The organism is Microvirga aerilata (genome assembly GCF_016743775.1).
Lineage (GTDB): Bacteria > Pseudomonadota > Alphaproteobacteria > Rhizobiales > Beijerinckiaceae > Microvirga > Microvirga aerilata.
On sequence record NZ_JAEQMY010000050.1, the window covers coordinates 1 to 21,402 of the forward strand.

At 62.5% G+C, this 21,402-nt stretch carries 15 protein-coding genes and 2 pseudogenes; 12 read left to right on the plus strand and 5 right to left on the minus strand.

Annotated features, from left to right (window positions below):
- Nucleotides 1–351: 351 nt before the first annotated feature.
- Nucleotides 352–1,515: an IS110 family RNA-guided transposase gene (locus tag JKG68_RS22635; RefSeq protein ID WP_202063615.1), complete on the minus strand. Its 1,164-nt coding sequence runs from the start codon at nucleotides 1,513–1,515 to the stop codon at nucleotides 352–354.
- A gap of 575 nt (nucleotides 1,516–2,090) precedes the next feature.
- Here JKG68_RS22635 and JKG68_RS22640 point away from each other — a divergent pair.
- Nucleotides 2,091–4,628: a phytase gene (locus JKG68_RS22640; protein WP_202063616.1), complete on the plus strand. Its 2,538-nt coding sequence runs from the start codon at nucleotides 2,091–2,093 to the stop codon at nucleotides 4,626–4,628.
- Between the two features lie 81 nt (nucleotides 4,629–4,709).
- Here the strand turns inward: JKG68_RS22640 and JKG68_RS34300 are convergent, their stop codons facing one another.
- Complete coding sequence (locus tag JKG68_RS34300; protein WP_281399198.1) at nucleotides 4,710–4,835, minus strand: hypothetical protein; 126 nt, start codon at nucleotides 4,833–4,835, stop codon at nucleotides 4,710–4,712.
- A 204-nt stretch (nucleotides 4,836–5,039) separates the two neighbouring features.
- Nucleotides 5,040–6,071: a glycosyltransferase family 2 protein gene (locus JKG68_RS22645; RefSeq protein ID WP_202063617.1), complete on the minus strand. Its 1,032-nt coding sequence runs from the start codon at nucleotides 6,069–6,071 to the stop codon at nucleotides 5,040–5,042.
- 799 nt (nucleotides 6,072–6,870) lie between these two features.
- Between JKG68_RS22645 and JKG68_RS22650 the strand changes: the two are divergent.
- Nucleotides 6,871–7,596: pseudogene (locus tag JKG68_RS22650) on the plus strand (DDE-type integrase/transposase/recombinase); the annotation flags it as partial.
- A gap of 95 nt (nucleotides 7,597–7,691) precedes the next feature.
- Here JKG68_RS22650 and JKG68_RS22655 read toward each other — a convergent pair.
- Nucleotides 7,692–8,927, minus strand: coding sequence for an IS110 family RNA-guided transposase (locus tag JKG68_RS22655; RefSeq protein WP_202063618.1), 1,236 nt, complete (start codon nucleotides 8,925–8,927; stop codon nucleotides 7,692–7,694).
- Nucleotides 8,928–9,187: 260 nt separating this feature from the next.
- Here JKG68_RS22655 and JKG68_RS22660 point away from each other — a divergent pair.
- Nucleotides 9,188–9,429: pseudogene (locus JKG68_RS22660) on the plus strand (integrase core domain-containing protein); the annotation flags it as partial.
- A 208-nt stretch (nucleotides 9,430–9,637) separates the two neighbouring features.
- On the opposite strand, the gene JKG68_RS22665 reads toward JKG68_RS22660, so the two are convergent.
- Nucleotides 9,638–10,534, minus strand: a complete 897-nt coding sequence (locus JKG68_RS22665) for an NAD-dependent epimerase/dehydratase family protein (RefSeq protein ID WP_202063619.1) — start codon at nucleotides 10,532–10,534, stop codon at nucleotides 9,638–9,640.
- Nucleotides 10,535–10,695: 161 nt separating this feature from the next.
- Here JKG68_RS22665 and JKG68_RS22670 point away from each other — a divergent pair, with 161 nt between their 5' ends.
- From JKG68_RS22670 to JKG68_RS22710, 9 genes are all read left to right on the plus strand, one after another.
- The gene (locus JKG68_RS22670; RefSeq protein ID WP_312890923.1) at nucleotides 10,696–11,661 is read left to right on the plus strand and encodes a TRAP transporter substrate-binding protein; all 966 of its coding nucleotides are present in this window, start codon (nucleotides 10,696–10,698) and stop codon (nucleotides 11,659–11,661) included.
- A 128-nt stretch (nucleotides 11,662–11,789) separates the two neighbouring features.
- Nucleotides 11,790–12,290, plus strand: a complete 501-nt coding sequence (locus JKG68_RS22675) for a TRAP transporter small permease (RefSeq protein ID WP_202063620.1) — start codon at nucleotides 11,790–11,792, stop codon at nucleotides 12,288–12,290.
- 2 nt (nucleotides 12,291–12,292) lie between these two features.
- Nucleotides 12,293–13,567 carry a TRAP transporter large permease gene (locus tag JKG68_RS22680; protein ID WP_202063621.1) on the plus strand — a complete coding sequence of 425 codons (1,275 nt, stop codon included), beginning with the start codon at nucleotides 12,293–12,295 and terminating at the stop codon, nucleotides 13,565–13,567.
- Between the two features lie 179 nt (nucleotides 13,568–13,746).
- Entirely contained in the window at nucleotides 13,747–15,522 is a 1,776-nt protein-coding gene (locus JKG68_RS22685; protein ID WP_202063622.1) for a D-apionate lactonase family protein, read from the plus strand.
- A 44-nt stretch (nucleotides 15,523–15,566) separates the two neighbouring features.
- Nucleotides 15,567–16,571 carry a sugar ABC transporter substrate-binding protein gene (locus JKG68_RS22690; protein ID WP_202063623.1) on the plus strand — a complete coding sequence of 335 codons (1,005 nt, stop codon included), beginning with the start codon at nucleotides 15,567–15,569 and terminating at the stop codon, nucleotides 16,569–16,571.
- Between the two features lie 82 nt (nucleotides 16,572–16,653).
- Nucleotides 16,654–17,691: an ABC transporter permease gene (locus JKG68_RS22695; RefSeq protein ID WP_202063624.1), complete on the plus strand. Its 1,038-nt coding sequence runs from the start codon at nucleotides 16,654–16,656 to the stop codon at nucleotides 17,689–17,691.
- A 4-nt stretch (nucleotides 17,692–17,695) separates the two neighbouring features.
- Nucleotides 17,696–19,240, plus strand: a complete 1,545-nt coding sequence (locus JKG68_RS34585) for a sugar ABC transporter ATP-binding protein (protein WP_312890925.1) — start codon at nucleotides 17,696–17,698, stop codon at nucleotides 19,238–19,240.
- On the plus strand, nucleotides 19,237–20,217 hold the full coding sequence (locus JKG68_RS22705; protein WP_202063625.1) for an ABC transporter permease: 981 nt from the start codon (nucleotides 19,237–19,239) through the stop codon (nucleotides 20,215–20,217). The genes JKG68_RS34585 and JKG68_RS22705 overlap by 4 nt, the downstream gene beginning before the upstream one ends.
- Nucleotides 20,214–21,221: a Gfo/Idh/MocA family protein gene (locus JKG68_RS22710; RefSeq protein ID WP_202063626.1), complete on the plus strand. Its 1,008-nt coding sequence runs from the start codon at nucleotides 20,214–20,216 to the stop codon at nucleotides 21,219–21,221. The genes JKG68_RS22705 and JKG68_RS22710 overlap by 4 nt, the downstream gene beginning before the upstream one ends.
- The last annotated feature ends 181 nt before the right edge of the window (nucleotides 21,222–21,402 follow it).

Genomic DNA, 21,402 nt, shown 5'->3' on the forward strand with positions numbered 1-21,402 from the left:
AGCTTTGACCTGACGCAACTCCACACACCAGAGCTCGAGCATCTGCTCGATGGCTACACCCGTCATGGCAGCCTCCTTTGTCAGATCAGGAGATTATGAGCCCATGAGCGGCAGGTGCAACTGTAGCCCGTTGCATGATCTGGCCTGTGTCCAGCGCCAGCTCCAACTCACATCCGGTCGCTGCTCGCACGCAGCCGCACCACAATCCCGCTTGCAGCGGACGTGGGCTCAGGCGACGGAACCCTTCTATAGTGCGGCTCTGAATGCCATGTTGCATATCGGTCCGTCCACCTGGATCCGCCAGAACTGATCAGGGTCCGGCGAAGCAAATCCACCCAATTGCGCCGTGCTTTACGCAGGCCTCATCGCGGCCCCCTCGATGACCACTCCGGCCGTCGCATACTTCCACAAGGCAATCAGCAGCTTGCGGGCCAGCGCCACGATCATCGGCTTCCTCACGCGCCCGCCGTTGCGCCGGACCCGCTCCTGGAACCGCAGGCTCAGGGCTGAGCCGGGCTGATGGCGCAGCCACAGCCAAGCGAGCTGGATCATGGTGGTCCGCAGGCGCGGGTTGCCGGCTTTCGACACGCCTTGCTCGCGATCCACCGATCCGCTCTTCCAAGGAGTGGGAGCCAGGCCCGCATAGGCAGCCACCTGCCGGCGATTGCCGAAGGTGCGGAACAAGCCCTCCGCCCACAGAACAGCGGCGGCTTCCTGTCCGATGCCTTTCAGGTGAAGCAGCCGCTCTGGCGGCACGGCGCCGGCCACCTCTTCGGCACAGGCGAGCAGGTGATCCGGCTCGGCTTCCACCGCCTTGATCTGCTCCAGAACAAGTTCAAGCCGGTCGAGTTCGCGGCTGATCTGAGCCTTGAGATGGACCGGCAGCGGCCGGCCATCGCCGGTTGTGAGCGCGTCGAGCCTTGTCCTGCGGTCGCGGTGCAGCGGTTCATAGTCGCCGATTCCCTGCGCGAACAGCAGTCCCTTGATGCGGTTGACGTGCTGGACCCGCTCGGCGGTGAGCGTCTTGCGCTCGCGGCTGATGCGGCGCCGGTCCTCCTCCTCAGGTGACGGCGCCCGGACCATGGCACACACCCGCGGCTCCCCGCGCTTGTAGGCCAGCAGCGTGCGCACCAGGGCCTCGCCGTCGATCTTATCGGTCTTGGCCCGGCGGCAGCGGCGGGAGACGGCAATCGAGGCGGGATCGACAACATGGCTCTCGATCCCCTCGCTCTCCAGTACGCGATGGATCCAGAACCCATCCAGACCCGCCTCCTGAACAGCGATGATCGGATACATCTGGCCGGTGCGAGCGCGCGCTTTCTCCTGCAACTGGGCAAACTGCGTCAGCAGGCCGGCCACATCGCCGCCCCGCACGCTGTGCTTGGACATCGTCTCCCCGGCCCCGGGCGACAGGGAGGTCAAGAGCCAGACAGAACGACTGAGTTCTATTGAGACGAAGATTGCGCCAAGATCAGTGTGGATAGCGGTTTGCTCGGATCGGAGCTCGACGGACATCGGTTGGTCTCCAGCGTGAGTGGATATCGCAACCTCACTCTGCCAGAGAGTAGACCGCTATCCACCCCCATAGGATCTGTAGTGCTAGTTTTTGCTCGCACCAGAACTGATATAGATATGGCTTTATGTCATCCCGGCTGGGTGAGAAAGTAGGCGCCCCGATCTCTTGAATGCGGCATAAAAGTGTCAGAATTGAGTTGAAAAAGAACTGTAAGAATATTCCTAATTATAACGATGACTTATGTCTTATTATGACAAACCGTCGATATTTTTTAAATTGCCTAGTTGATCTCCAGCATTTCTGTCGTTAACAAATACCGGCCTGCCGATAGGAACAAACTGCCCATTTAGAGGCAAGCTCCTAAGGGTTGGATAAGCAACGTTAATAAAAACGCTTTTGGGGCTTTTAAAATGATTAAATATCAACATTGTTTGCAGGTCTGTTAGTGGCCTGACATGCCCGTTGGGCATTCGAACATAATCATTCAATTTACATGCCGGCTTGCCGCTCATCCTTGAGCGATCGTTTTATCATGCCTTGCCGGCTCACAAATACATAAATTTGGAGAACGATCATGGCGATTGCTAACCCGCCCGCCGGCCAGCTTGGCATGGCCACTCCGTTTGGGGAGTTGCTGGGAGCATCAACGGCTGAGCTCGAGGCTGAGATGGCCGATTACGCGTCGATGGGAGTTGACTGGGTCCGCATCGATTTTTGGTGGCGCGACATTCAATGGGCTGCGGCTGACGGCCCCTACAACTGGGGCAACCACGACAAGGTTGTCGCTGCTGCAAACAAGTATGGCATCAAGGTGATAGCGGAGTTGCAGGGTGTCCCAAGCTGGGCCAAGGCCACCGGCGGCATGGCAAACGATGCTAACATCAAGCTCTATGCAGACTTTGCCAAGGCAGCCGTTGAACATTTCAAGGGCAAGGTCCAGCACTGGGAAATCTGGAATGAGCCGAACCTGACCATGTACTGGGGAGCCTATCCAAACGCTGCGGATTACACGAAGGCTCTCAAGGCCGCCTACACGGCTATCAAGGCGGCCGACCCGAACTCGTTCGTGATCTCGGGCGGTCTTTCGCCATCGCCTGAGTCGGGCGGCTCATGGTATGGAGCGGTCGAATTCGTCAAGCAGATGTATGCCAATGGCGCTAAGGGTTACTTCGACGCACTCGGCTTCCATCCTTATTCTTGGCCTCTCATGCCAGATGATCCCGCGGCCTGGAATGGTTGGCAGATCATGGAAACGGGCATCCGCGGCGCAATGGTTGCCGCAGGCGACGGCGACAAGAAGATCTGGATGACGGAAATGGGTGCTCCCACCACCGGGCCCAACGCAGTATCCCAGCAGAAGCAAGCGGAGATGATCAAGCAGGCTGTTGATCTTGCCAAGGGGTACGATTGGGCCGGCCCCCTGATGTGGTACAGCTACAAGGATCGCGGCGGCAGCACGGGCGATACCGAGAACTATTTCGGCATGCTCGGGCCGAACGGCGAGCGCAAGGCTTCCTACAACACATTCAAGACGCTCGCATTGGCTGACGACGGGGACGCTGTCCATAGCGAGCCTGCTGCGCCCGAGGCGTCGCCTGTGGGGCAAGTAACACCAGCTCCTGCGCCCAGTCCTGCGCCTACGTCGAATGTTCCGTTCACCGGCACAGTCAACAAGACTGCCGAAACGGGCACAGTCATGGGATCTGGCGACGTGGCTGACGATCCTGCGATCTGGGTCAACCCGGCGGATGCCAGCAAGAGCCTAATCATCGGCACCAGCAAGGCTAGCAATGGCGGCCTGGTTGTGTGGGACATGGCCGGCCGCGAGGTTTCGCGGTTTGTCGCCAACGACCCGTACAACAACGTTGATGTGTCGGGCAATCTCGTTGGCGTCAGCAACCGTGACACCAAGGCCATGGACTTTTTTCGCATCGACGCAAGCGGCAAGCTCGCCAAGGTGGGATCGGTCGCCAGCGGCTTGAGCGATGTTTACGGTTTTGCGCTCGGAGAGGCCAACGGCAAGCTTTATGCCGCCATCTCCAGCAAGTCGGGCCTCGTGCGGCAGTTCGAGATCACAGCTGGCTCCTCCGTAACCGGTAAGGCCGTTCGCGACATGCATGTGAGCGGCCAGGTCGAGGGCATTGAGGTCGACGGCGGCAACGGCACCATCTACGTCGCGTCCGAAACCGGCGGGCTGTACAAGTTCAAGGCCGATCCGGCCACGGGCAACACCAATACCACCATCGCCACGATTGGCCAGAACGGTCTGGCGGCTGATGCCGAGGGCGTCTCGATCTATGACTTGGGGGGCGGCAATGGCTACGTCCTGCTCTCAAGCCAGGGCAACAGCTCTGTCAAGGTCTATGACCGTAAAACAGACAAGTTCCTCGGCACCTTCAACGTCAGCGGCGTGCAGAACACCGATGGCCTGGACGTGACCTCGGCCAATCTGGGCGGTGGGTTCGGCAAGGGCATGCTCGTGGTGCACGATGAGTTCAACACCGGACAGTCCACGTCGAACTTCAAGATTGTCGCTTGGGAGGGGATTCAGAGGCTGATAGGAGCGGTGACGACAACTGCCCCTGCTCCGATGCCAGTCAATCAGACTCCGTCCGAGGCCAACACGGCCACGCCCACACCCACCTTCTCGACTGCTTCGTACACAGGAACCGACTCGGCTCAGACAATCGTGGGTAATAGCCTCGATAACTTCATTTATGGCCGTGGCGGCAACGACACGATCTATGGCGGTGCCGGCAACGACAAGGTTGAGGGCAACATGGGAAACGATGTCCTGCACGGCGGCGGCGGGTATGACACTTTCATCATCGGCAACTCTGACGCGATGGCCGAAGTAATCCTCGACTTCACTAAGGGGCAGGATCGGATCGATCTCGGCGAGCGCGATGCCAATCTGACGGTGTCGGGCAGTCAAGACTTCAGCTTCATCGGCGCTACGGCCTTCAGCCGTGCCGGGCAGCTGCGAGCCTATCAAGACATCTCCAAGGGTGTCACAATTATCGAAGGCAATATTGACGCCGACATAGCTGCAGAGATGCGCATTGAGTGCAAGGGAGTTGTCACGTTCGCACAAACGGACTTTCTGTTCTAATTCGCAAGTAGCGCTGAAGAGCCGGGAGTAAGGCTCTTGAAATGACGAAGAGGGTTCAGGGATGGCGCCGTCCCTGAACCTTTACGCTTTGAAGCGTTTAGATGACTCCCGACGTATGCTGATGCGCCCGATCCGCTTGAACTCGCATACCTGCCAGGCGATCGCCTCAGCAAAGGCGCGGTGGATATCCGGTCCGACGATGCGCATGCCTGCCGCCTCCGCGCTTGCAGCGCATCCAGGTAAGTTACATGGCTGCCCCTTCGTGCACCCGTGCCTCGCGTCCGGGGTGGGCTCACCAATATCACTGCTTTCCGAAGAAGGCAGATGGTCGCATCAGGTACCGCACTTATTATATCCCGTAGCGAAGTGATTCGGTCTAAACCGCTCGGCGCAAGATCGACATTGCGATCATCAGTGCACGCTCAACGGGTGTCGTTCGCCATTGACCTTGTTGCGAGCGGCCGTCAAAGGTGCAAGCAGCCGACGATAGAGCAGGTGCCTTGACACCTTCCATGATATCAAGCCCACAAATGAGGGTTGCTCGACCAACAAGTGGCCAAGACCACTGAGATCGCGCTCGCGAAGCCGTTTACGGACAGCCTCAAGCGCTGCGGTTGCCCGCCATTGCCGATTGAAGAGGCTCAACAGCCTATATATCTCCCGCTGCGACGGGTTTATTGTCCTGAGCAACTTATCCGATCTACGAATGTGCTCCTCGGCCATCTGGGCCATATCCCGACTAAGGCTATCCGATCCACGTATATAAACATAATGCGCTTCCTGCAGCAGAAGCCACCGCGCGCCAGCGACAAGGCATTTGAGGTAAAAATAAAAGTCCTCGGCAACTCGTTGATCCTCATCATACCGAAGGCAGTTCTCATTGATGAACGCTCGCTTGGTCAGAGGTTTGAGAAAAGCCAGATCGTATTTGATGAATTCTTCAACGGCCAATTGATGTCCATTCATGACCTTGAGGCCAACAAACGGGAGAAATCTCCAGCGGGGGAGACCCGGTTGATGCATCTCGGTGCTGCGTACGATGAGAAGGTCATCACTGACAATGTCATATGCAGCCCCTCGCTTCAGGAGTTGTTCAAGCCGTTCCGGCAGCCAAACATCATCGGCGTCGAGCAGGGCAATCCAGATACCGGTAGCTGCATCGAGAGCGCGGTTGCGGCTTGCCGCAACTCCAAGATTGATCGGGTTCTGGATTAGACGCACTCGATTATCCTGTGCAGCAATTTCCCGGACGATCTTAGGCGTTGCATCGGTAGAGCCGTCATCGACCACAATGACCTCGAGGTCGGCCCTTGATTGGCAAAGCACTGAGCGAATCGCGCGTTCCACGGTGCTTCCAGCATTGTAGGCGGGGATTATCACGCTGACAGTTGGGAGCAGGGTGCGGGACTCACGGCGAAGACCTGCTGGGGCTGGGTCCGACACGTCTATGGCCTCCAGTGATGTTGAGTTGCTGAAAGTCGTTCTGCCTTGAACGAAGCAGGCGCCTCGAGCATTCTAATCTCTCTCGGATCTGCTGGCTTTAAGCGTTGGTATTAGGAGTGCTGCGCTGAATAGGTAGTCATGAACCCGATCCGAATTCAGCCTGATGCCGGGAAGGTGGGCGGTCACTTGATAACCTGAGCCCTGAGAGGAGCCGCACAGTACGCAGTTCTGCTCGATTCGATGGTTTGCGAGGGGAAGATGGGTGCAGAATGTTCAAGTTCCAAGGGAACGGCTATCCTGCGTAAATGCCTAAAGAAGTAATCACTGCACGAACGAGCCTGGTGATGATGGTGCAGGCGAGCATCAGCGAGGTGAGTGGATGCCTTTCCTCATCTTACGACGTCCCGTCTTGAGCTTGCCGGCTCGAGAGAAGCGAGAGGGGGAAGCATTGCCGGAGCGCGTTGGATACAATAAATTCCGCATGCCAGACCGTTGCGCTCGCCGGGAGTACCTCGTTGGCAAGCTGGAGGCAGTCTGCCCTGACGGCTGAATGGTTTTCGCCAAGCCAGATTTGATGAAAAGAATTGTGGCAGACAGGAGGGCAATCAATGTGCCGATTTCCGGTCAGAGACTGTGTCTGAAATGCTTTAGCCCTATTCTTGCAATGTCCAATAGATATCCAACTTGCTACTATTCAATTTGGAAGTCGATCCTGCAAAAGAGGGTACTCACAAGAGGCTAGGTGTTTGATCCCGCGGTGTGGTGGTACGATTGACCACCATTCTGCAAGGGAACCGTTATGGGCCAAGTTCTTCACGGCAGCGCCACCACGACGGAGGCAGTCCGTCGCGCGATCCAGCTACGTCAAGAGAGCGTAAGAGTGCTGGCCAAACGCTATGGGATCAGTCCCACCACGGTTTAGAAATGGCGTAAGCGCTCCAGCACAGCCGATGCCAGGATGGGTCCGAAAGAGGTGCGCTCCAGCGTGCTGACAGCCGCGGAGGAGGCCATCATCGTGGCCTTCCGCAGGCACACGCTCCTGCCGCTCGATGATTGCCTCTATGGCCTTCAGCCCACCATCCCGCACCTCACGCGATCGGCTTTGCATCGCTGCCTTCAGCGCCATGGTATCAGCCGCTTGCCCGATATGACCGGCGACAAGCCCGTCAAGAAGAGGTTCAAGAGCTATCCGATCGGCTACTTCCATATCGGTACCGCCGAGGTTCAAACCGAAGAAGGCAAGCTGCGGCTGTTCGTGGCCATCGACCGCACAAGCAAGTTCGCCTTCGTCCGCCTCGTGGTGAGCGCTGGCAAGATGGAGGCAGCCGGGTTCCTGCGTGATCTGATCGAGGCCGTCCCGTACCGCATCCATACGGTGCTGACCGACAATGGTGTCCAGTTCACCCCGCGCAAGCAGGACATCTGGGACAGCACGCACATCTTTGATCGCGTCTGCGAGCAGCACGACATTGAGCACCGGCTCACCAAGGTGAACCACCCATGGACCACTGATGTGATCGACAAGAGCTTTTTACATCATCTTGGTGTATTCTCCTCTCGCGCACGTGTGACTCTGTGGCCAAGAGCAGGGCTTGAGGTGCAAACCCTGCCGCGCAGCCTTTATCGTCGCTCCTCCTTTAGAGCGCCCGTGCGCACCTTTCCCGATCTCGGGCCACGAGGGTTCCAGCCTGCCACGAACCGGGTGTAAGCCGCCTCGGCCTGCTCAACCCAGCGTCGCTCCTGATCATGATGGCTCTTGAGATTGTAGGCGTGAGCTGCTCCCTTCTGGCCGCGGGCGGCCGGATAGCCCGCCTTGAGTTCAAGCTCGCGCATCTTCTTGGCATGCAGCGCCGGACGGGCCCACAGGTAGCTCTCGCCCTTGCGCAAAAGATGCCAGATGAGGACGGCCAGCTTGCGGGCCGTTGCCACTGCCGCCACATGCTGGCCGCGTCGGCTGCTCACCCGGAGGAAGAACGCCCGCAGGGGACCAGGGGCTCGTGCCGCAGCCCAGGCGGCCTCAACCAGCATGCCCCGGGCATGCCCACGTCCCTGCTTGGTGATCCGGCCGTGATGGGCTGGCCCAGGGCCGGACTGGCGCACACTCGGGTTCAGTCCGAGATAGCTGACCAGCTTCTCGGGAGCCTCGAAGCGCTGGACATCGCCGATGGCGGCCGCCAACGCGAGCGCCACCACCATGTCGATGCCGGGGATGGTCATCAGGCGCGCGACGCTCTCGTCCGCCAGGGCGGAGCGCGCAAGATCCCGCTCGATCACCCGGAGATCGTCCGCCAGTCGATCGAATTCCCGCAGATGCCGCTCAATGGCAGAGCGCTCATCGGCCGGCAGTATCTGCTCCGACAGCCAGGCTCGTCCCTTAGGACCACATAGATCGGCCGCGGGACACGCGGGAATCAGATGAGCATGCAGGATTGACTGGATGATGTTCTTGAGGCGGGAGCGCTGGCGCACGACCTGATTGCGCCGCGTGACCTGCCGGCGCAATGCCTGGGTCGCCTCGTCAGCAATCCAGACCTCCGGCAGGAACCCACTGGCGTAGAGCTGGGCCAAGACACCGGCATCAATGGTGTCGGTCTTGATCTTGGCGTGTGCGATCACCCGCACCTGCATGGGGTTGGCAATCACCACCCGCTTCACATGCGGGCTGATCACCGCCGCCACGGCTGCTGCGTTGCCGGTCGCTTCAACCATGACCACGTCAGTGCTCAACAACGTGGCCGCGAAGGCCGTCAACCGATCCCGGCGCATGTCGATGCGCCCGATCCGCTTGAGCTTGCCCTCCTGCCAGGCGACCGCCTCGGCGAAGGCGCGGTGGATATCCAGTCCGATGATGCGCATGCCGGCTCCCTCCGAGCTGTGCTCGTTGTCAACGGGAGCTGGCGGGCTGCACGACATCTACTGATCCGCGCTCGCAGCGCATCCAGGCAAGTCGCAAGGGGCGGCCATGTAACGAGCTCGGGCTCTCAGCCCAGCGTCTATCGGCGGCCTGCCCGCACCTTCGTGCTCCCGGTGCCCCACGTCCCAGATGGGCTCACCATAGCACCGCTTTCCGAAGAAAGCAGATGGACGCATAAGGCACCGCAAGCATCATGCCGGATAACGGGCAGGTTGAGCGGATGAACCGCACCATCAAGGACGCCACGGTCAAGCGCTACCACTACGACACGCACGACCAACTCAGGGCGCACCTGCAGCTCTTTGTGGATGCCTACAATCATGCTCGCAGGCTCAAGACCCTGCGGGGCCTCACACCCTACGAATACGTCTGCCACCTCTGGACGAAAGAGCCGAAAGGTTCAGGCTCAACCCGTCACACCACATCCCGGGACCATACACCTAGATAGCTGGGGCAGCTGATCTGAACGAAACCCTCGACGATGGGAGTTGAAAGCTTGCTGCATTGTCGTGACCATACAAGCCGGTGAAGACCGGCTTGTATGGTCACGACTGCTGTGGTTGCAGAGGTTGCAGATTGCCGGTTTATCAACGGCTTCTACGGCGATCAGGATCGTCCGCGGCAGGAGAGGGGATGTGAGCAGGCTTGCTGTTCAGGCGAGCTGTCGCCAAATGTCATCCTGCGGTTCGTAGCCGATCAGCCGTCGAGTGGTCTCCACATCCCACAGCATACCTTGGTTGGCGGACATGCCGTTGACCACGATGCCGGGGTCGGGCCATCGGGCACTGTCGGCGAGCACGGCGCGCTCGATGACTGCGACGTGATCCCTGTTTGACAGCCACATGTTGCGAAACCAGCGCAGGTCGCGCTCCGCGTCAGGGCCTGTGGCTCCCTCCTCGCCGGGCAAGCCGGAGGTGTTGAGCGTCTGGGGCCTGTTCTCCCCCGGCTGGCACCAGCCGATCCTGATGCAGACGCCCGTCAGGGCGCCGCCGGACCGGCGCGCCTCGGCAAGGCAGGCGCGCTCGCCCATGAGCTTGGACGTCGCGTAGGCAACGCCCTGCACCACCTCGCGTCCGTTGAACCAGCGCGTTCCCGGACCCGGCGGCAGGGAGGTTGTCAGGCCGCCCGGGGCAAGGCCGTCGGCCAGAGGCGCGTCCTTGTACTGGCCCATCACGTGGTTGGAAGAGGCGAACACCACCCGGCGAGCACGCGCCTGTGCGGCGGCCGCCAGCATGTTCAGCGTCATGTCGAAGGACGCGCAGGCATCCGTCCACGGGGCATCGGGGTAGGGGTTCTGGGCGGCGAAGTGAACGACCGCGTCCACGCCTGCAAACGCCTCCCGCAGGCCTGATCCGTCCGGCCTGCCGAGATCGCCCTCGACCCACCGCACCTTGGCCAGCCCACGGCTCTCGGCTGGTGGGACCGTCCGGTCGAGCGCCACGATGCGCTCGCACCAGTCCTGTCCCACGAGGCCTGCGATCAGTTTGCGGCCGAGATTGCCGCCGGCTCCCGTGACGAGGATCGAACGGATGGGTGCTGTCATGCTCATGGGTCTGGGCGTGCTCCGGAATTGCTAGCGTACCGTCGTGTAGTCATTAGACCACTTTCGGACTTGTCATACCAGTCGGCAGCGTCCACACTGCCCATGTCTTGTCCTCTCCTGAAGCTTAGGGCTGAGCCATAAAACGACAATAAATTTTGGAGGAAACCGTGAAACGTCTAGCGCTTCTGCTGTCGACTATCGCCATAATGGGTCTCTCCGCCACCGCGCATGCCCAGACCGTGATCAAGGCCGGGCATGGCGCCCAGGCCGGCCATCCGACCCAGTTCGGCCTCGTCAAGTTCGGCGAACTCGTGGCTGCCAAGACCGGCGGCAAGGTGAAGGTGGAGGTTTATCCGGACCGCCAGCTCGGCGAAGAGCGCGAGATGGTGGAAGGGCTGCAGCTCGGCACGGTCGACATGGCCGTGGTTTCCACGGGCCCGCTCAATGCCTTCGTGCCCCAGGTCGGCGTCATCGACCTGCCGTTCCTGTTCAAGGATTCGCAGCACGCCTACAAGGTGCTGGACGGGGAGGTGGGGCAGGACCTGCTCAAGCGCATGGACCAGAAGGGCATCGTCGGCCTCGCCTGGTGGGAGAACGGCTGGCGGCATCTCACCACCAAGAAGGCCATCAAGGCGCCGGACGATCTCAAGGGCGTGAAGCTGCGGACCATGCAGAATCCGGTTCACATCGCGGCCTTCAAGCAGATCGGCGCGGCCCCCATTCCCATGGCCTGGGGCGAGGTGTTCACGAGCCTGGGACAGGGCGTCATCGACGCCCAGGAAAACCCGGTGACCATCATCTACACCAACTCCCTATGGGAGGTGCAGAAGTACCTGACCCTCACGGGCCACGTATATGGACCCCATGCGGTGATGTTCAGCAAGGTGGCCTGGGACCGGCTGCCCGCCGATCAGCAGAAGGCCCTTCGCGAGGCCGTGGCGGAAGCGACCACCTATCAGCGTGAGACCTCCCAGCGACTCGAGAAGGAGCAGCTGGAGGAGCTGAAGAAGAAGGGCATGGTGGTCGAGACCATCGACACCGCTCCCTTCCGGGCCGCCACCGCCGAGATCGCGTCGAGCCAGAAGAACGTGGATCAGGCCATGCTCGAGAAGATCCGCGCCGCGGGCAACTGATCGCCCCGAACTCCGCTCGACAGGGCGCGGCGCAGGAGATCAAGCATCGGATCAATCCCGAAAGTGCATGCCACTTTTGAGCCCGATGCCGAGGCACCGCGTCCTTCCATTCTCCTGGGGGATATCACATGAGTGTTGCCCGCGTCTGGGCCTTCATCGAACGCTTGGTGCTGGCGGCCCTTGTCGGCCTGTTTGCCGTCATGGTCCTGGCATGCACGGCCCAGGTGGTCTGGCGCTACCTCTTCAATGACCCGCTGGTATGGTCGGAGGAGCTGGCGCGCTACGTCTTCATATGGATTTCCTATCTTTCAGCGTGGGTCGCCTGGAAGAGCCGCTCGCACATCGCGCTGGATGCGGTGACCTATCTCAACAGCCCCGCCATGAACGCCTGGACCAACCGCATCGTCGAGGTGCTGGTGGTCGGCTACTGCCTTTATACGCTTCTCGCGAGCTTCCAGATCGTGGGGATCACCCACTCGCAGCCATCCGCGGTGCTCGAACTGCCCATGAGCGTCGTGTATTCCGGCTACTCGGCCATGGCCCTTCTGATCACGGGCGACATCATCGTCGGCTGGCTCAGCGGAGCCCGCCCGGAGGTCGCCCCCCAAACACTCGCGACCGAGGTCTGACCATGGCGACCGTGCTGCTTGTCGGCTTTGCCCTCCTGCTTCTCGTCAACGTTCCCGTATCCTTCGCGCTGGCCATCGCCTCACTAGGCGCGCTCGTCTATGGCGGGCTGCCCGTCACGCTTGTGGTTCAGAAGATGACCGCCTCCATGGACAGCTTCGTGCTTCTCGCGGTGCCGTTCTTCCTGCTCTCCGGGCACCTGATGGGGCGCAGCGGCATCGCCAAGGACATCGTCGACTTCGCCGATTCCCTCGTCGGCTGGCTGAGGGGCGGCCTGGCTCATGCGAACATCGCCTCGGGCACCCTCATGGGCGGCATGACCGGATCCGCCGTGGCCGAGGCCTCCTCGACGGGCGGCGCCCTGATCCCGCCCATGATCGCCAAGGGCTACGATGCGCCGTTTACCGCCGCCGTCACGGCGAGCGCATCCACCATCGCGGTGATGATCCCGCCCTCGATCCCCATGATCATCTTCGCCGTGGTGACCGGCGTGTCGGTGGGCGACCTGTTCATCGGCGGCGTCATCCCCGGCATCATCATGGCCCTGGCCCTGATGATCACATCCTGGCTTCTCGCCGTCAGACGCGGCTACCCGCGCGGCAAGAGGCCTTCGCTCGGAAGCATCGGGCGCGCCACGCGGGCGAGCATCTGGGGGCTGTTCATGCCGCTGGTGATCATCGGCTCGATCCGCTACGGAATCGCTACGCCGACGGAGGCTTCCGTGGTGGCAGTGCTCTACGCGCTCTTCGTCGGCCGCTACGTCTATCGCACCATTGCCTGGCGCGACATTCCCAGCATCGTCCAGGAGACGGCGGTCACGACCGGCGTCGTCATGCTCATGATTGCGGCAGCATCCCTCTACGGGCTGATCGTCACCCGCGAGCAGATTCCGCAGGCCGCCGCCCAGATGATCATGGATATCACCCGGGATCCGTATCTTGTTCTGATCCTGATCCTCGGCGTTTACCTAATCGCCGGCATGTTCCTGGATCTTGGCGCCAACGTCATCATCCTGGTGCCTGTGCTCTGGCCGCTCGTGCGGAGCCTGCAGATCGACCCGGTGCAGTTCGGAATCGTCACGGTCCTGGGGCTCTCCATCGGGCTGATCACCCCGCCGGTCGGGGCGAGTCTTTTCGTTACCTGCGGCATCGCGAAAACGAATCTTTTGGACGGCAGCAAGGCCGTGCTGCCCTTCATCACAGCATTGATCCTGGTGACGCTCCTGATCATCTTCTTCCCGGGCATCGCAACCTGGCTGCCTTACAGCGCCAAGGGTTGAGCCGAGAACAGGAGCCGGAACAAAGCGCCCCGGCGCTCCTCGGGTGGCGTCCGGGAGCCCATCCGTTGCCTGGGCTCTCCCTCCCCACTTCTGCACAGCCCGCAAAAACCCCATTGACTAAACTGGTATGATGACATCATCTTCCTGAAAAGACATAACAGGCATGGAGGAGGAGCGGGATGCCGCTCGCGACGCAACGCCATGAGGCCGCCGAGGCAGGCCAGCCGCTGAGGCTGTCGGCCGGTCCCGTGTCCGTCGAGCTGAACCCCTCCGGCACGGCGCTTCGCAACATTGCCTTCGACGGCGAGGTCGTTCTTCGCGGCCTTGCCTTCGTGGCCCGGGACGAAAACTGGGGAACGCTGCCGCTCGCCGCCGCCCCGCAGATCCGCCGGTCCGAGGACAGCATCGAGATCGAAGCGTCCGGGGAGGGCGATCACCCCAACGGCGATCTGTCCTGGCACGTTCTGTTTCGCATCTCGCCCAAGGGCATCGAAGCCCGCTCAGCGGTGCGCTCCTCGCGAGGCTTCCTGACGAACCGCACGGGGCTGGTGGTTCTGCACGGGCTCGCCGCCTGCCGGGGCCAAGAGGTCGTGGTCACTCACGCGGACGGCCGCAGCACCCACGCGGCCTTTCCGGTCCAGATCTCTCCGCACCAGCCCTTCATGGACATGGCCGCCCTGGCGCACCGGACCGCTCGCGGCACAGCGGTCCTGATCGCGTTCGAGGGCGAGGTGTTCGAGACGGAGGACCAGCGCAACTGGACCGACGCCTCCTACAAGACCTACAGCCGCCCGCTGGCCCTGCCGTTTCCCTATCGCATCGGCGCGGGTGAGGCGGTCGAGCAGAATGTGCGAATTGCCTTCAAGGCGGGAGCCGCCGCGTCCGGGACCATCGAGACACAGTCCCGTATCGACAAGGCCGCATTGCTGCCCCGTCTCGAAGCCGGGCTCCCGGTCGTGCGCCCGGTTCCGGACCAGGCGGTGGCGCCTGCCATCAAGGAATTGTCCCTCCACGCCATTGCACTCGAGATCGACCCCGACGAGCCAGGATGGGCAGACAAGCTCGCCGGTCATCTGGCTGCGATTCCCGGCAACATCCGCCTGAACTGCCGCCTGAGGGGCCACACCGATTACGCCACGGTGCTGGAGGCCATCGACCGGGTTCTGTCTGGCCGCAAGCCCCTCGGCATTTCCGTGTGGGATGCCGCGCAGGAGGCTGTCGATCATGCGCGCAGGCTTTGGCCTGACACCCCCATCGGCGGCGGAACGGGGGCCTTCTTCACGGAACTGAATCGCGGCACCCTGCCGTCCCGCATCGATTACGCGACGTGGACGACCAACCCTACCGTCCATGCCTCCGACGACGACACCCTGGGCGAAAGCATCGAGCCGCTTGCGGACATTCTGGCCACGGCCCACGCCAAGGCTCCAGGACTCGACCTCGTGGTCGGGCCGCTGACATTGGGAATGCGCTTCAACCCGAACGCGACGAGCCCGGAGGCGCGGCGGGCGGAAGCGCCGCCGGATCCCCGGCAGCATACGGTGCTCGCCGCATCCTGGCTGCTGGGCACCATCGCCGGCTTCATCGATGCCGCCGTCAAGGATCTGATCGTCTTCGAGGCGGCGGGCCCCAAGGGCCTTGTTCAGGCGGATGGCCTCCTGTCTCCGTCGGGCCACCTCGTCTCCCGGCTGGCGCCCCTTGCCGGCTGCAAGGCCGAGATCGTCACCTGGGCCCACGAGCCGCGGGCCCGGGGGCTCCTCGTGCACACGCCCGAGGGCAGGGTTCTCGCCCTCACGCAGGCCCGTGCCGCGCCAGCAAGCCTGGTTTTGCCGGAAGGCCGATGGGCGGCGCCGGAACGCCTGCATCTTAAAGGTTTCACGGCCGGCTCGCAGCAGGCGGGCGGCATGATCGATGTCGATGGGTTCGGCGTGGTGTGGGTTGCCGAGGCCAACTGACAACCAAGGGCGTAAGCCCACTTGTCCACACCTGGGAGGAAAGAATGAAAACGACGAGACGGCAGTTCACCATCGGTGCCCTCATGGCCGCGGCCGCCGGCACCACCCCGATGCTGGTGCAGGCACAAAGCGGCAAGACCATTGCGGTGTTGTTCGACGGGCTCTACTCCGAGTTCTGGGTCGCCGGCATGCAGATCATCAAGGACGAGATGAAGAAGCGCGGCTACAACGTGCTCGAAGGCATCTCGGACAAGGACGACAGCAAGCAGTTCGAGCAGGTTCGCGCCATGATCGCCCGCAAGGTCGACGGCATCATCATCGTGCAGACGGACTCGAAGGCCGTGATCCCGGCGATCCGTGCCGCCAACCGCGCCAACATCCCCATGGTGCACTTCAACCGTCCACCGGCGGAGACCGACGCCTATTCGGTGGCCGTTGTCGCCGACAACCAGACCATCGCCCGCGAGGCGGTGCTCCATTCGTGCCGCACCGCCAAGCATGCTGGCGGCAAGTTCAAGGCCGCCATCCTCATCGGCAACCTGGGCGATCCCAACGCGATCCAGCGTCGCGACGGCTTCCAGGAGGCGGTGTCTCAGTTCTCCGACACCATCGAGGTCGTGGCCCGCATCCCGACGGAATGGAACGCCGACAAGGCTTTCGCCGGGCTCACCAACGCGCTTCAGGCCAATCCCGACATCAACTTCCTCTTCACCTCGTCGGACTTCCTGATCCCGCAGATCACGCAGGCGCTGAAATCCGCCAACAAGTGGGCACCCATCGGCGATCCCAAGCACGTGATCTTCACGGGCTTCGACGGCTTCCCCACCGCCTATGAGCTCATGGAGCAGAAGTACATGGACGCCTGCGGCGTGCAGAACCTCTTCTATGAGACCAAGGTCGCCATCGACGCGATCCTGCAGATGCAGGAAGGCAAGAAGCCGGAGAAAACACTCCTCGATCCGGGTTTCGCCATCACCCAGGCCAACATGATGGAGAAGCGCGAGGAGATGTGGGGCTATACCCTCCTCAAGCAGAAGAAGGCCGGTTGATCGACTTAGCTCGATCGATCCGGGTCGATCGAACATGGGGTGCGCAGGCCTGCGCGCCCCATCCACCCTGCCAGGAGGTTGAATGTTGGTCTCGGAAGCCGTGTCTCGCAAAGCCGAGCGCGAGGCGAGCCGCAGCAAATGGAAGGCTGCGGCGAGCGTCGTTCTGTCCGAATATCTCGTGCTCGCCCTGTGCGTTCTCTACACCCTGGTCATGATCCCCGTGGTGCCGGAGATCGCGACCGTGGAGGTCTGGCAGAACATCCTGTCGGACATGATGCCGCTTCTGATCGTAAGCCTCGGGCAGACCATCGTGCTCATCATCGCCGGGATCGACCTGTCGGTGACCGCCATCATCAGCATGGCCAGCGTGGTCGGCGCCTCCATCATGACCCAGAGCGACGGCTATCTCTCAGGTCCCCTTGCGGCGCCGGCCGCCATGGCCGCGATGCTGCTCGTCGGCGCCGGCATCGGGTTGCTGAACGGTCTTTCCATCACCAGACTCAACATGCCGGCCTTCGTGGTGACGCTCGCGACCACAACCTTCTTCGGCGGCTGCGCTATCTGGTACACCACGTTTCACTCCACCACGACGTCGATCTACGACCTGCCGGACATGTTCATCTCCATCGGAGACCGGGACATCGCCGGCATTCCCATTGCGGTGATCGTCGCGGTGACTGCTGCCCTGATCGTCCATGGCGTCCTGGCCTATACGATCCTCGGGCGCTGGCTTTACGCGGTCGGAAAGAACCCGCGGACGGCTTACGTGTCGGGCGTGCCCGTTCGCACCACGGTCATGGCGGCCTTCGTTCTCTCCGGCATGCTCGCGGCGCTCGCATCCATCGTCTACACCGCGCGCCTTCAGACCGGCACGCCCATCCTCGGCGAGCGCATCCTGCTCGATGTGGTCGGCGCGGTCGTCATCGGCGGCACCAGCCTCTTCGGCGGCAAGGGCAAGGTGATCTGGACGGTCTTCGGCGTGCTCTTCCTGGTGCTGATCGACACCACCCTGAAGCTTCTGGGCGCATCGCTCTTCGCGATCTACGTGATCAAGGGCAGCGTCATTCTGGCGGCGGCCCTGCTGGACACGCTGCGCACCCGCTATCTCGGCGTGAGGTGATCCCGTGCAGACCGTACAACGATCCAGCCCGCCCCTTCTTTCGGTCGAGGGCATCACGAAGAGCTTCTTCGGGGTCCGCGTTCTTCATGGGGTGAGCTTCGAGCTCTGGCCCGGGGAGGCGCTCGGCCTTCTCGGAGAGAACGGCTCGGGCAAGTCCACGAGCATGAACATCCTGGGCGGCGTGCATCAGCCGGACGGCGGCCGGATGTCTCTTGGCGGCGTGCCCTATGCGCCGCAGAGCCCGCGCGAGGCGAGCCGGGCAGGCATCGCCTTCATCCATCAGGAACTGAACCTGTTTCCCAATCTGTCGATCGAGGAGAACCTCTTCATCACGGATTTCCCGAAGCGGAGCGGCGTGCCGTTCATCGACCGCCGCTGGATGCGCAAGCGTGCCCGCGAGCTGCTGGCCGAGGTCGACCTCGATCTTCCGCCCACGCGGCTCGTGGGCAACCTCGCTCAGGGCGAGCGGCAGCTGGTGGAGATCGCCAAGGCGCTCCATGCGGACGCCAAGGTGCTGATTCTGGACGAGCCCACCACCTCGCTCACGCGCCGGGAGGTGGAGCGGCTGTTTGCCATCGTCAACCGGCTCAAGAGCCGGGGCGTCGGCATCATCTTCATCAGCCACGCCCTCGAGGACGTGATGCATGTGTGCGAGCGGATGACGGTGCTGCGCGACGGCGCCGTGGTCGGCACGGACCTGCGGGAGCGCCTGAGCCTGCCCGGCATCATCTCCATGATGGTCGGGCGCTCCATCGACGCAATCTATCCTGAGCGCAGCACCGGGCCGCGCGAGGAGGTGGCCCTGCGGGTGCGCAACCTCACCCAGCGCGGCGTCGCCAACAACATATCCTTCGACATCCGCACCGGCGAGGTCGTCGGCCTGTCGGGTCTGATGGGGTCGGGCCGGTCGGAGCTCGCCCGACTCATCTTCGGCCTCGACCCGCTGGATTCCGGCACGATCGAGGTGGCCGGCACGCGGCTCGAGCGTCCGGGTCCCAAGGCCTCCATGGCGGCGGGCCTCGCCTTCCTGACGGAGGACCGGCGCAACGAGGGTCTGCTCATGGACGCCTCCATCGTCGACAATATCGGCCTGACCTTCCTCAAGCGCTTCAAGGTCGGGCCCGGGGTCATCAGCGGCAAGGCGCTGAACACCACGGCGGCTGAGTTGGCCCGCATGGTCCACCTGTCCACGGACCGGGTGCAGGAGACGCTCGCCAAGCACCTGTCGGGCGGCAACCAGCAGAAGGTGGTGATCGCCAAGTGGCTGCTGCGAAGGCCCAAGGTGTTCATCCTCGACGAGCCCACCCGCGGCATCGATGTCGGCGCCAAGCAGGAGGTGTACCGGATCATCAACCGGCTCGTAGAGGAGGGCGGGGCGGTGTTCCTGATCTCCTCCGAGATCGAGGAGGTGATGGGTCTCTCCGACCGGATCCTGACCATCAACAAGGGCGAAATCACGGGAGCCTTCGAGCGCAGCGGTTTCGACCGCGAGGCGATCCTTGCCGCCGCCATGGCGCCCGTCGGACCCAAGCGCGAGGCCTATGCATGAACAGCCGCAACCGGATCACCATCCTGCTCCTGCAGGCCGCCCCCTACCTGCTGTTCGTCGCCATCCTGCTGGTGTTCGGCTCCTTGTCGGACCGATTCTTAAGCCTCGCGAACTTCACCAACATCGTCATCCAGGCGGCGCCTGTGGCGATTCTCGCCATCGGCATGACCTTCGTGCTGCTCACCGCCGAGATCGACCTGTCCGTGGGCGCGGTCATGTACCTGACCGGGTGCATCCTGGGCCTTTATCTCGGCGGCGTGCCGTGGCCGGTCGGGCTCGTGGTCGTGCTTGCCGCTTCTGCCCTGCTGGGGGGGATCAACGGCGCGCTCGTGGCCTATCTCGGGATCACGTCCTTCATCGCCACATTGGGAACCCTGTTCATCGGCCGCGGCATCGCCATGTCGGTGTCCAACACCGCGAGCGTCTATTTCCCCGAGGCGATCACGTCGCTCAACCGCGCCACCGTCCTGGGCATTCCTTCGGCCATCGTTGCTGTTGCGGTGGTGTTCGCGGTGGCCTGGGTGCTCCTGCAGCAGACCCCGTTCGGCCGGCAGGTCTATGCGGTGGGCCAGGACAGGGACGCGGCGGCGAAAGCCGGCCTTCCGGCCAAGCGCATCGTGTTCTTCTGCTTCGTCATCTCGGGCGCGCTTGCCGGCATGGCGGGCTTCGTCTCCGCCACCCAGATCGGCGCCATCACCGCAAGCTACGGCCTGCAGGCGGAGTTCTCGGCCATCGCGGCGGCCGTGCTCGGCGGCACCAGCCTCTTCGGCGGGCGCGGCGGCGTGAAAGGCGCGCTCTTCGGCGCGCTCCTCATCCAGACCGCTGCCAACGGCCTCGTCATTATCAACGCCAATCCGTACATCTACCCGCTTGTCACGGCCGGCATCATCTTCATCGCCGTCGCGGTCGACGGCCTTCGCTCCCGCATGCTGGAACGGCTGGAGCGGCGCTTCATCAGGCCATGGGAGATCGCATGAGCAAGGTTCGCATCGGTGTCGTCGGCCTCGGGTTCTTCGCGCAGAACCAGCTCGAGGCCTGGCGGGTCATCGAAGGGGTTGAGATCGCCGCCGTCTGCGACCGGGACCCCGCCAAAGTGGAGGCCGCCCGGCAGCGCTATGGTGTCGAGCGCGGCTACACCGATGTGGCCGAGATGCTAAGTGACGGCGGCATCGATGCCGTCGATGTGGCGACCACGCCGCCGAGCCACCGCGCCATCGTGGAGCAGGTGGCGCGCGCCGGAAAGGCAGTGATCTGCCAGAAGCCGATGGCCGAAACCCTCGAGGATGCCCGCGCCATGGTCGAAGCCTGCCGGAGGGCTGGCGTCTCCTTCACCGTGCATGAGAACTTCCGTTTCCAGCGCCCCATGCGCGAGGTGGCGGGCCTCCTGCGCGACGGCGCCATCGGCGAGCCGTTCTTTGCCCGCATCTCGTTTCGCACACCCTACGACGTGTTCGCGAACCAGCCTTATCTTGCCACCGAAAGCCGCTTCATCATCCTCGATCTCGGCATCCACCTTCTGGATCTGGCCCGCTGCTTCATGGGCGATGCCCGCGATGTCTCCTGCTGGACCAAGCGCGTGAACCCGAAGATCCGCGGCGAGGATGTGGCCACCATGGTTCTCGACCATGGAGGAGGGCGCACGAGCATCGTCGACTGCAGCTATGCGACCCATCAGGTGCCCGACCCCTGGCCGCAGACGATCGTGATCATCGAGGGAACCGAGGGGACGATCTCCCTGGAGGCCGACTACCGCCTCCATCTGACCCGAGGCGCGGAGATCACCACCCGCCATGTTCCGCCGCCAGCCTGGCCTTGGTCGAAGCTTCCCCTCGACATCATCCAGGACAGCGTCGTCGCCCTGCAGAAGCATTGGGTCGAGTCGTACCTGGCGGGCCGCCCGGCCGAGACCTCGGGCGAGGACAACCTGAAGGTGGTCGAACTCGTTCATGCCGCCTATGCGGATGCCGAGCGTCGCAGGTGACGGATGAAGTGGCAGGCATAAGAGATCTGGAAAATGCGAAGCGTTAGATCTCCCCACGATCTACCGAAGATTCACCAACGATCTTCCTATGAGTCCACCAGAGACCTTCCCATGAGTTCGCCGGGGATCTCTCAAAGGTCGATCGGAGATCCACCAAAGAACCACCAAGGATCCACCAAAG

Bases quoted from the DNA above. Each gene is read 5' to 3' on its own strand.
- JKG68_RS22635 (WP_202063615.1), bottom strand. From the start codon at position 1,515: ATGTCCGTCGAGCTCCGATCCGAGCAAACCGCTATCCACACTGATCTT.
- JKG68_RS22640 (WP_202063616.1), top strand. From the start codon at position 2,091: ATGGCGATTGCTAACCCGCCCGCCGGCCAGCTTGGCATGGCCACTCCG.
- JKG68_RS34300 (WP_281399198.1), bottom strand. From the start codon at position 4,835: ATGCGCATCGTCGGACCGGATATCCACCGCGCCTTTGCTGAGGCGATC.
- JKG68_RS22655 (WP_202063618.1), bottom strand. From the start codon at position 8,927: ATGCGCATCATCGGACTGGATATCCACCGCGCCTTCGCCGAGGCGGTC.
- JKG68_RS22665 (WP_202063619.1), bottom strand. From the start codon at position 10,534: ATGAGCATGACAGCACCCATCCGTTCGATCCTCGTCACGGGAGCCGGC.
- JKG68_RS22675 (WP_202063620.1), top strand. From the start codon at position 11,790: ATGAGTGTTGCCCGCGTCTGGGCCTTCATCGAACGCTTGGTGCTGGCG.
- JKG68_RS22680 (WP_202063621.1), top strand. From the start codon at position 12,293: ATGGCGACCGTGCTGCTTGTCGGCTTTGCCCTCCTGCTTCTCGTCAAC.
- JKG68_RS22685 (WP_202063622.1), top strand. From the start codon at position 13,747: ATGCCGCTCGCGACGCAACGCCATGAGGCCGCCGAGGCAGGCCAGCCG.
- JKG68_RS22690 (WP_202063623.1), top strand. From the start codon at position 15,567: ATGAAAACGACGAGACGGCAGTTCACCATCGGTGCCCTCATGGCCGCG.
- JKG68_RS22695 (WP_202063624.1), top strand. From the start codon at position 16,654: ATGTTGGTCTCGGAAGCCGTGTCTCGCAAAGCCGAGCGCGAGGCGAGC.
- JKG68_RS22705 (WP_202063625.1), top strand. From the start codon at position 19,237: ATGAACAGCCGCAACCGGATCACCATCCTGCTCCTGCAGGCCGCCCCC.
- JKG68_RS22710 (WP_202063626.1), top strand. From the start codon at position 20,214: ATGAGCAAGGTTCGCATCGGTGTCGTCGGCCTCGGGTTCTTCGCGCAG.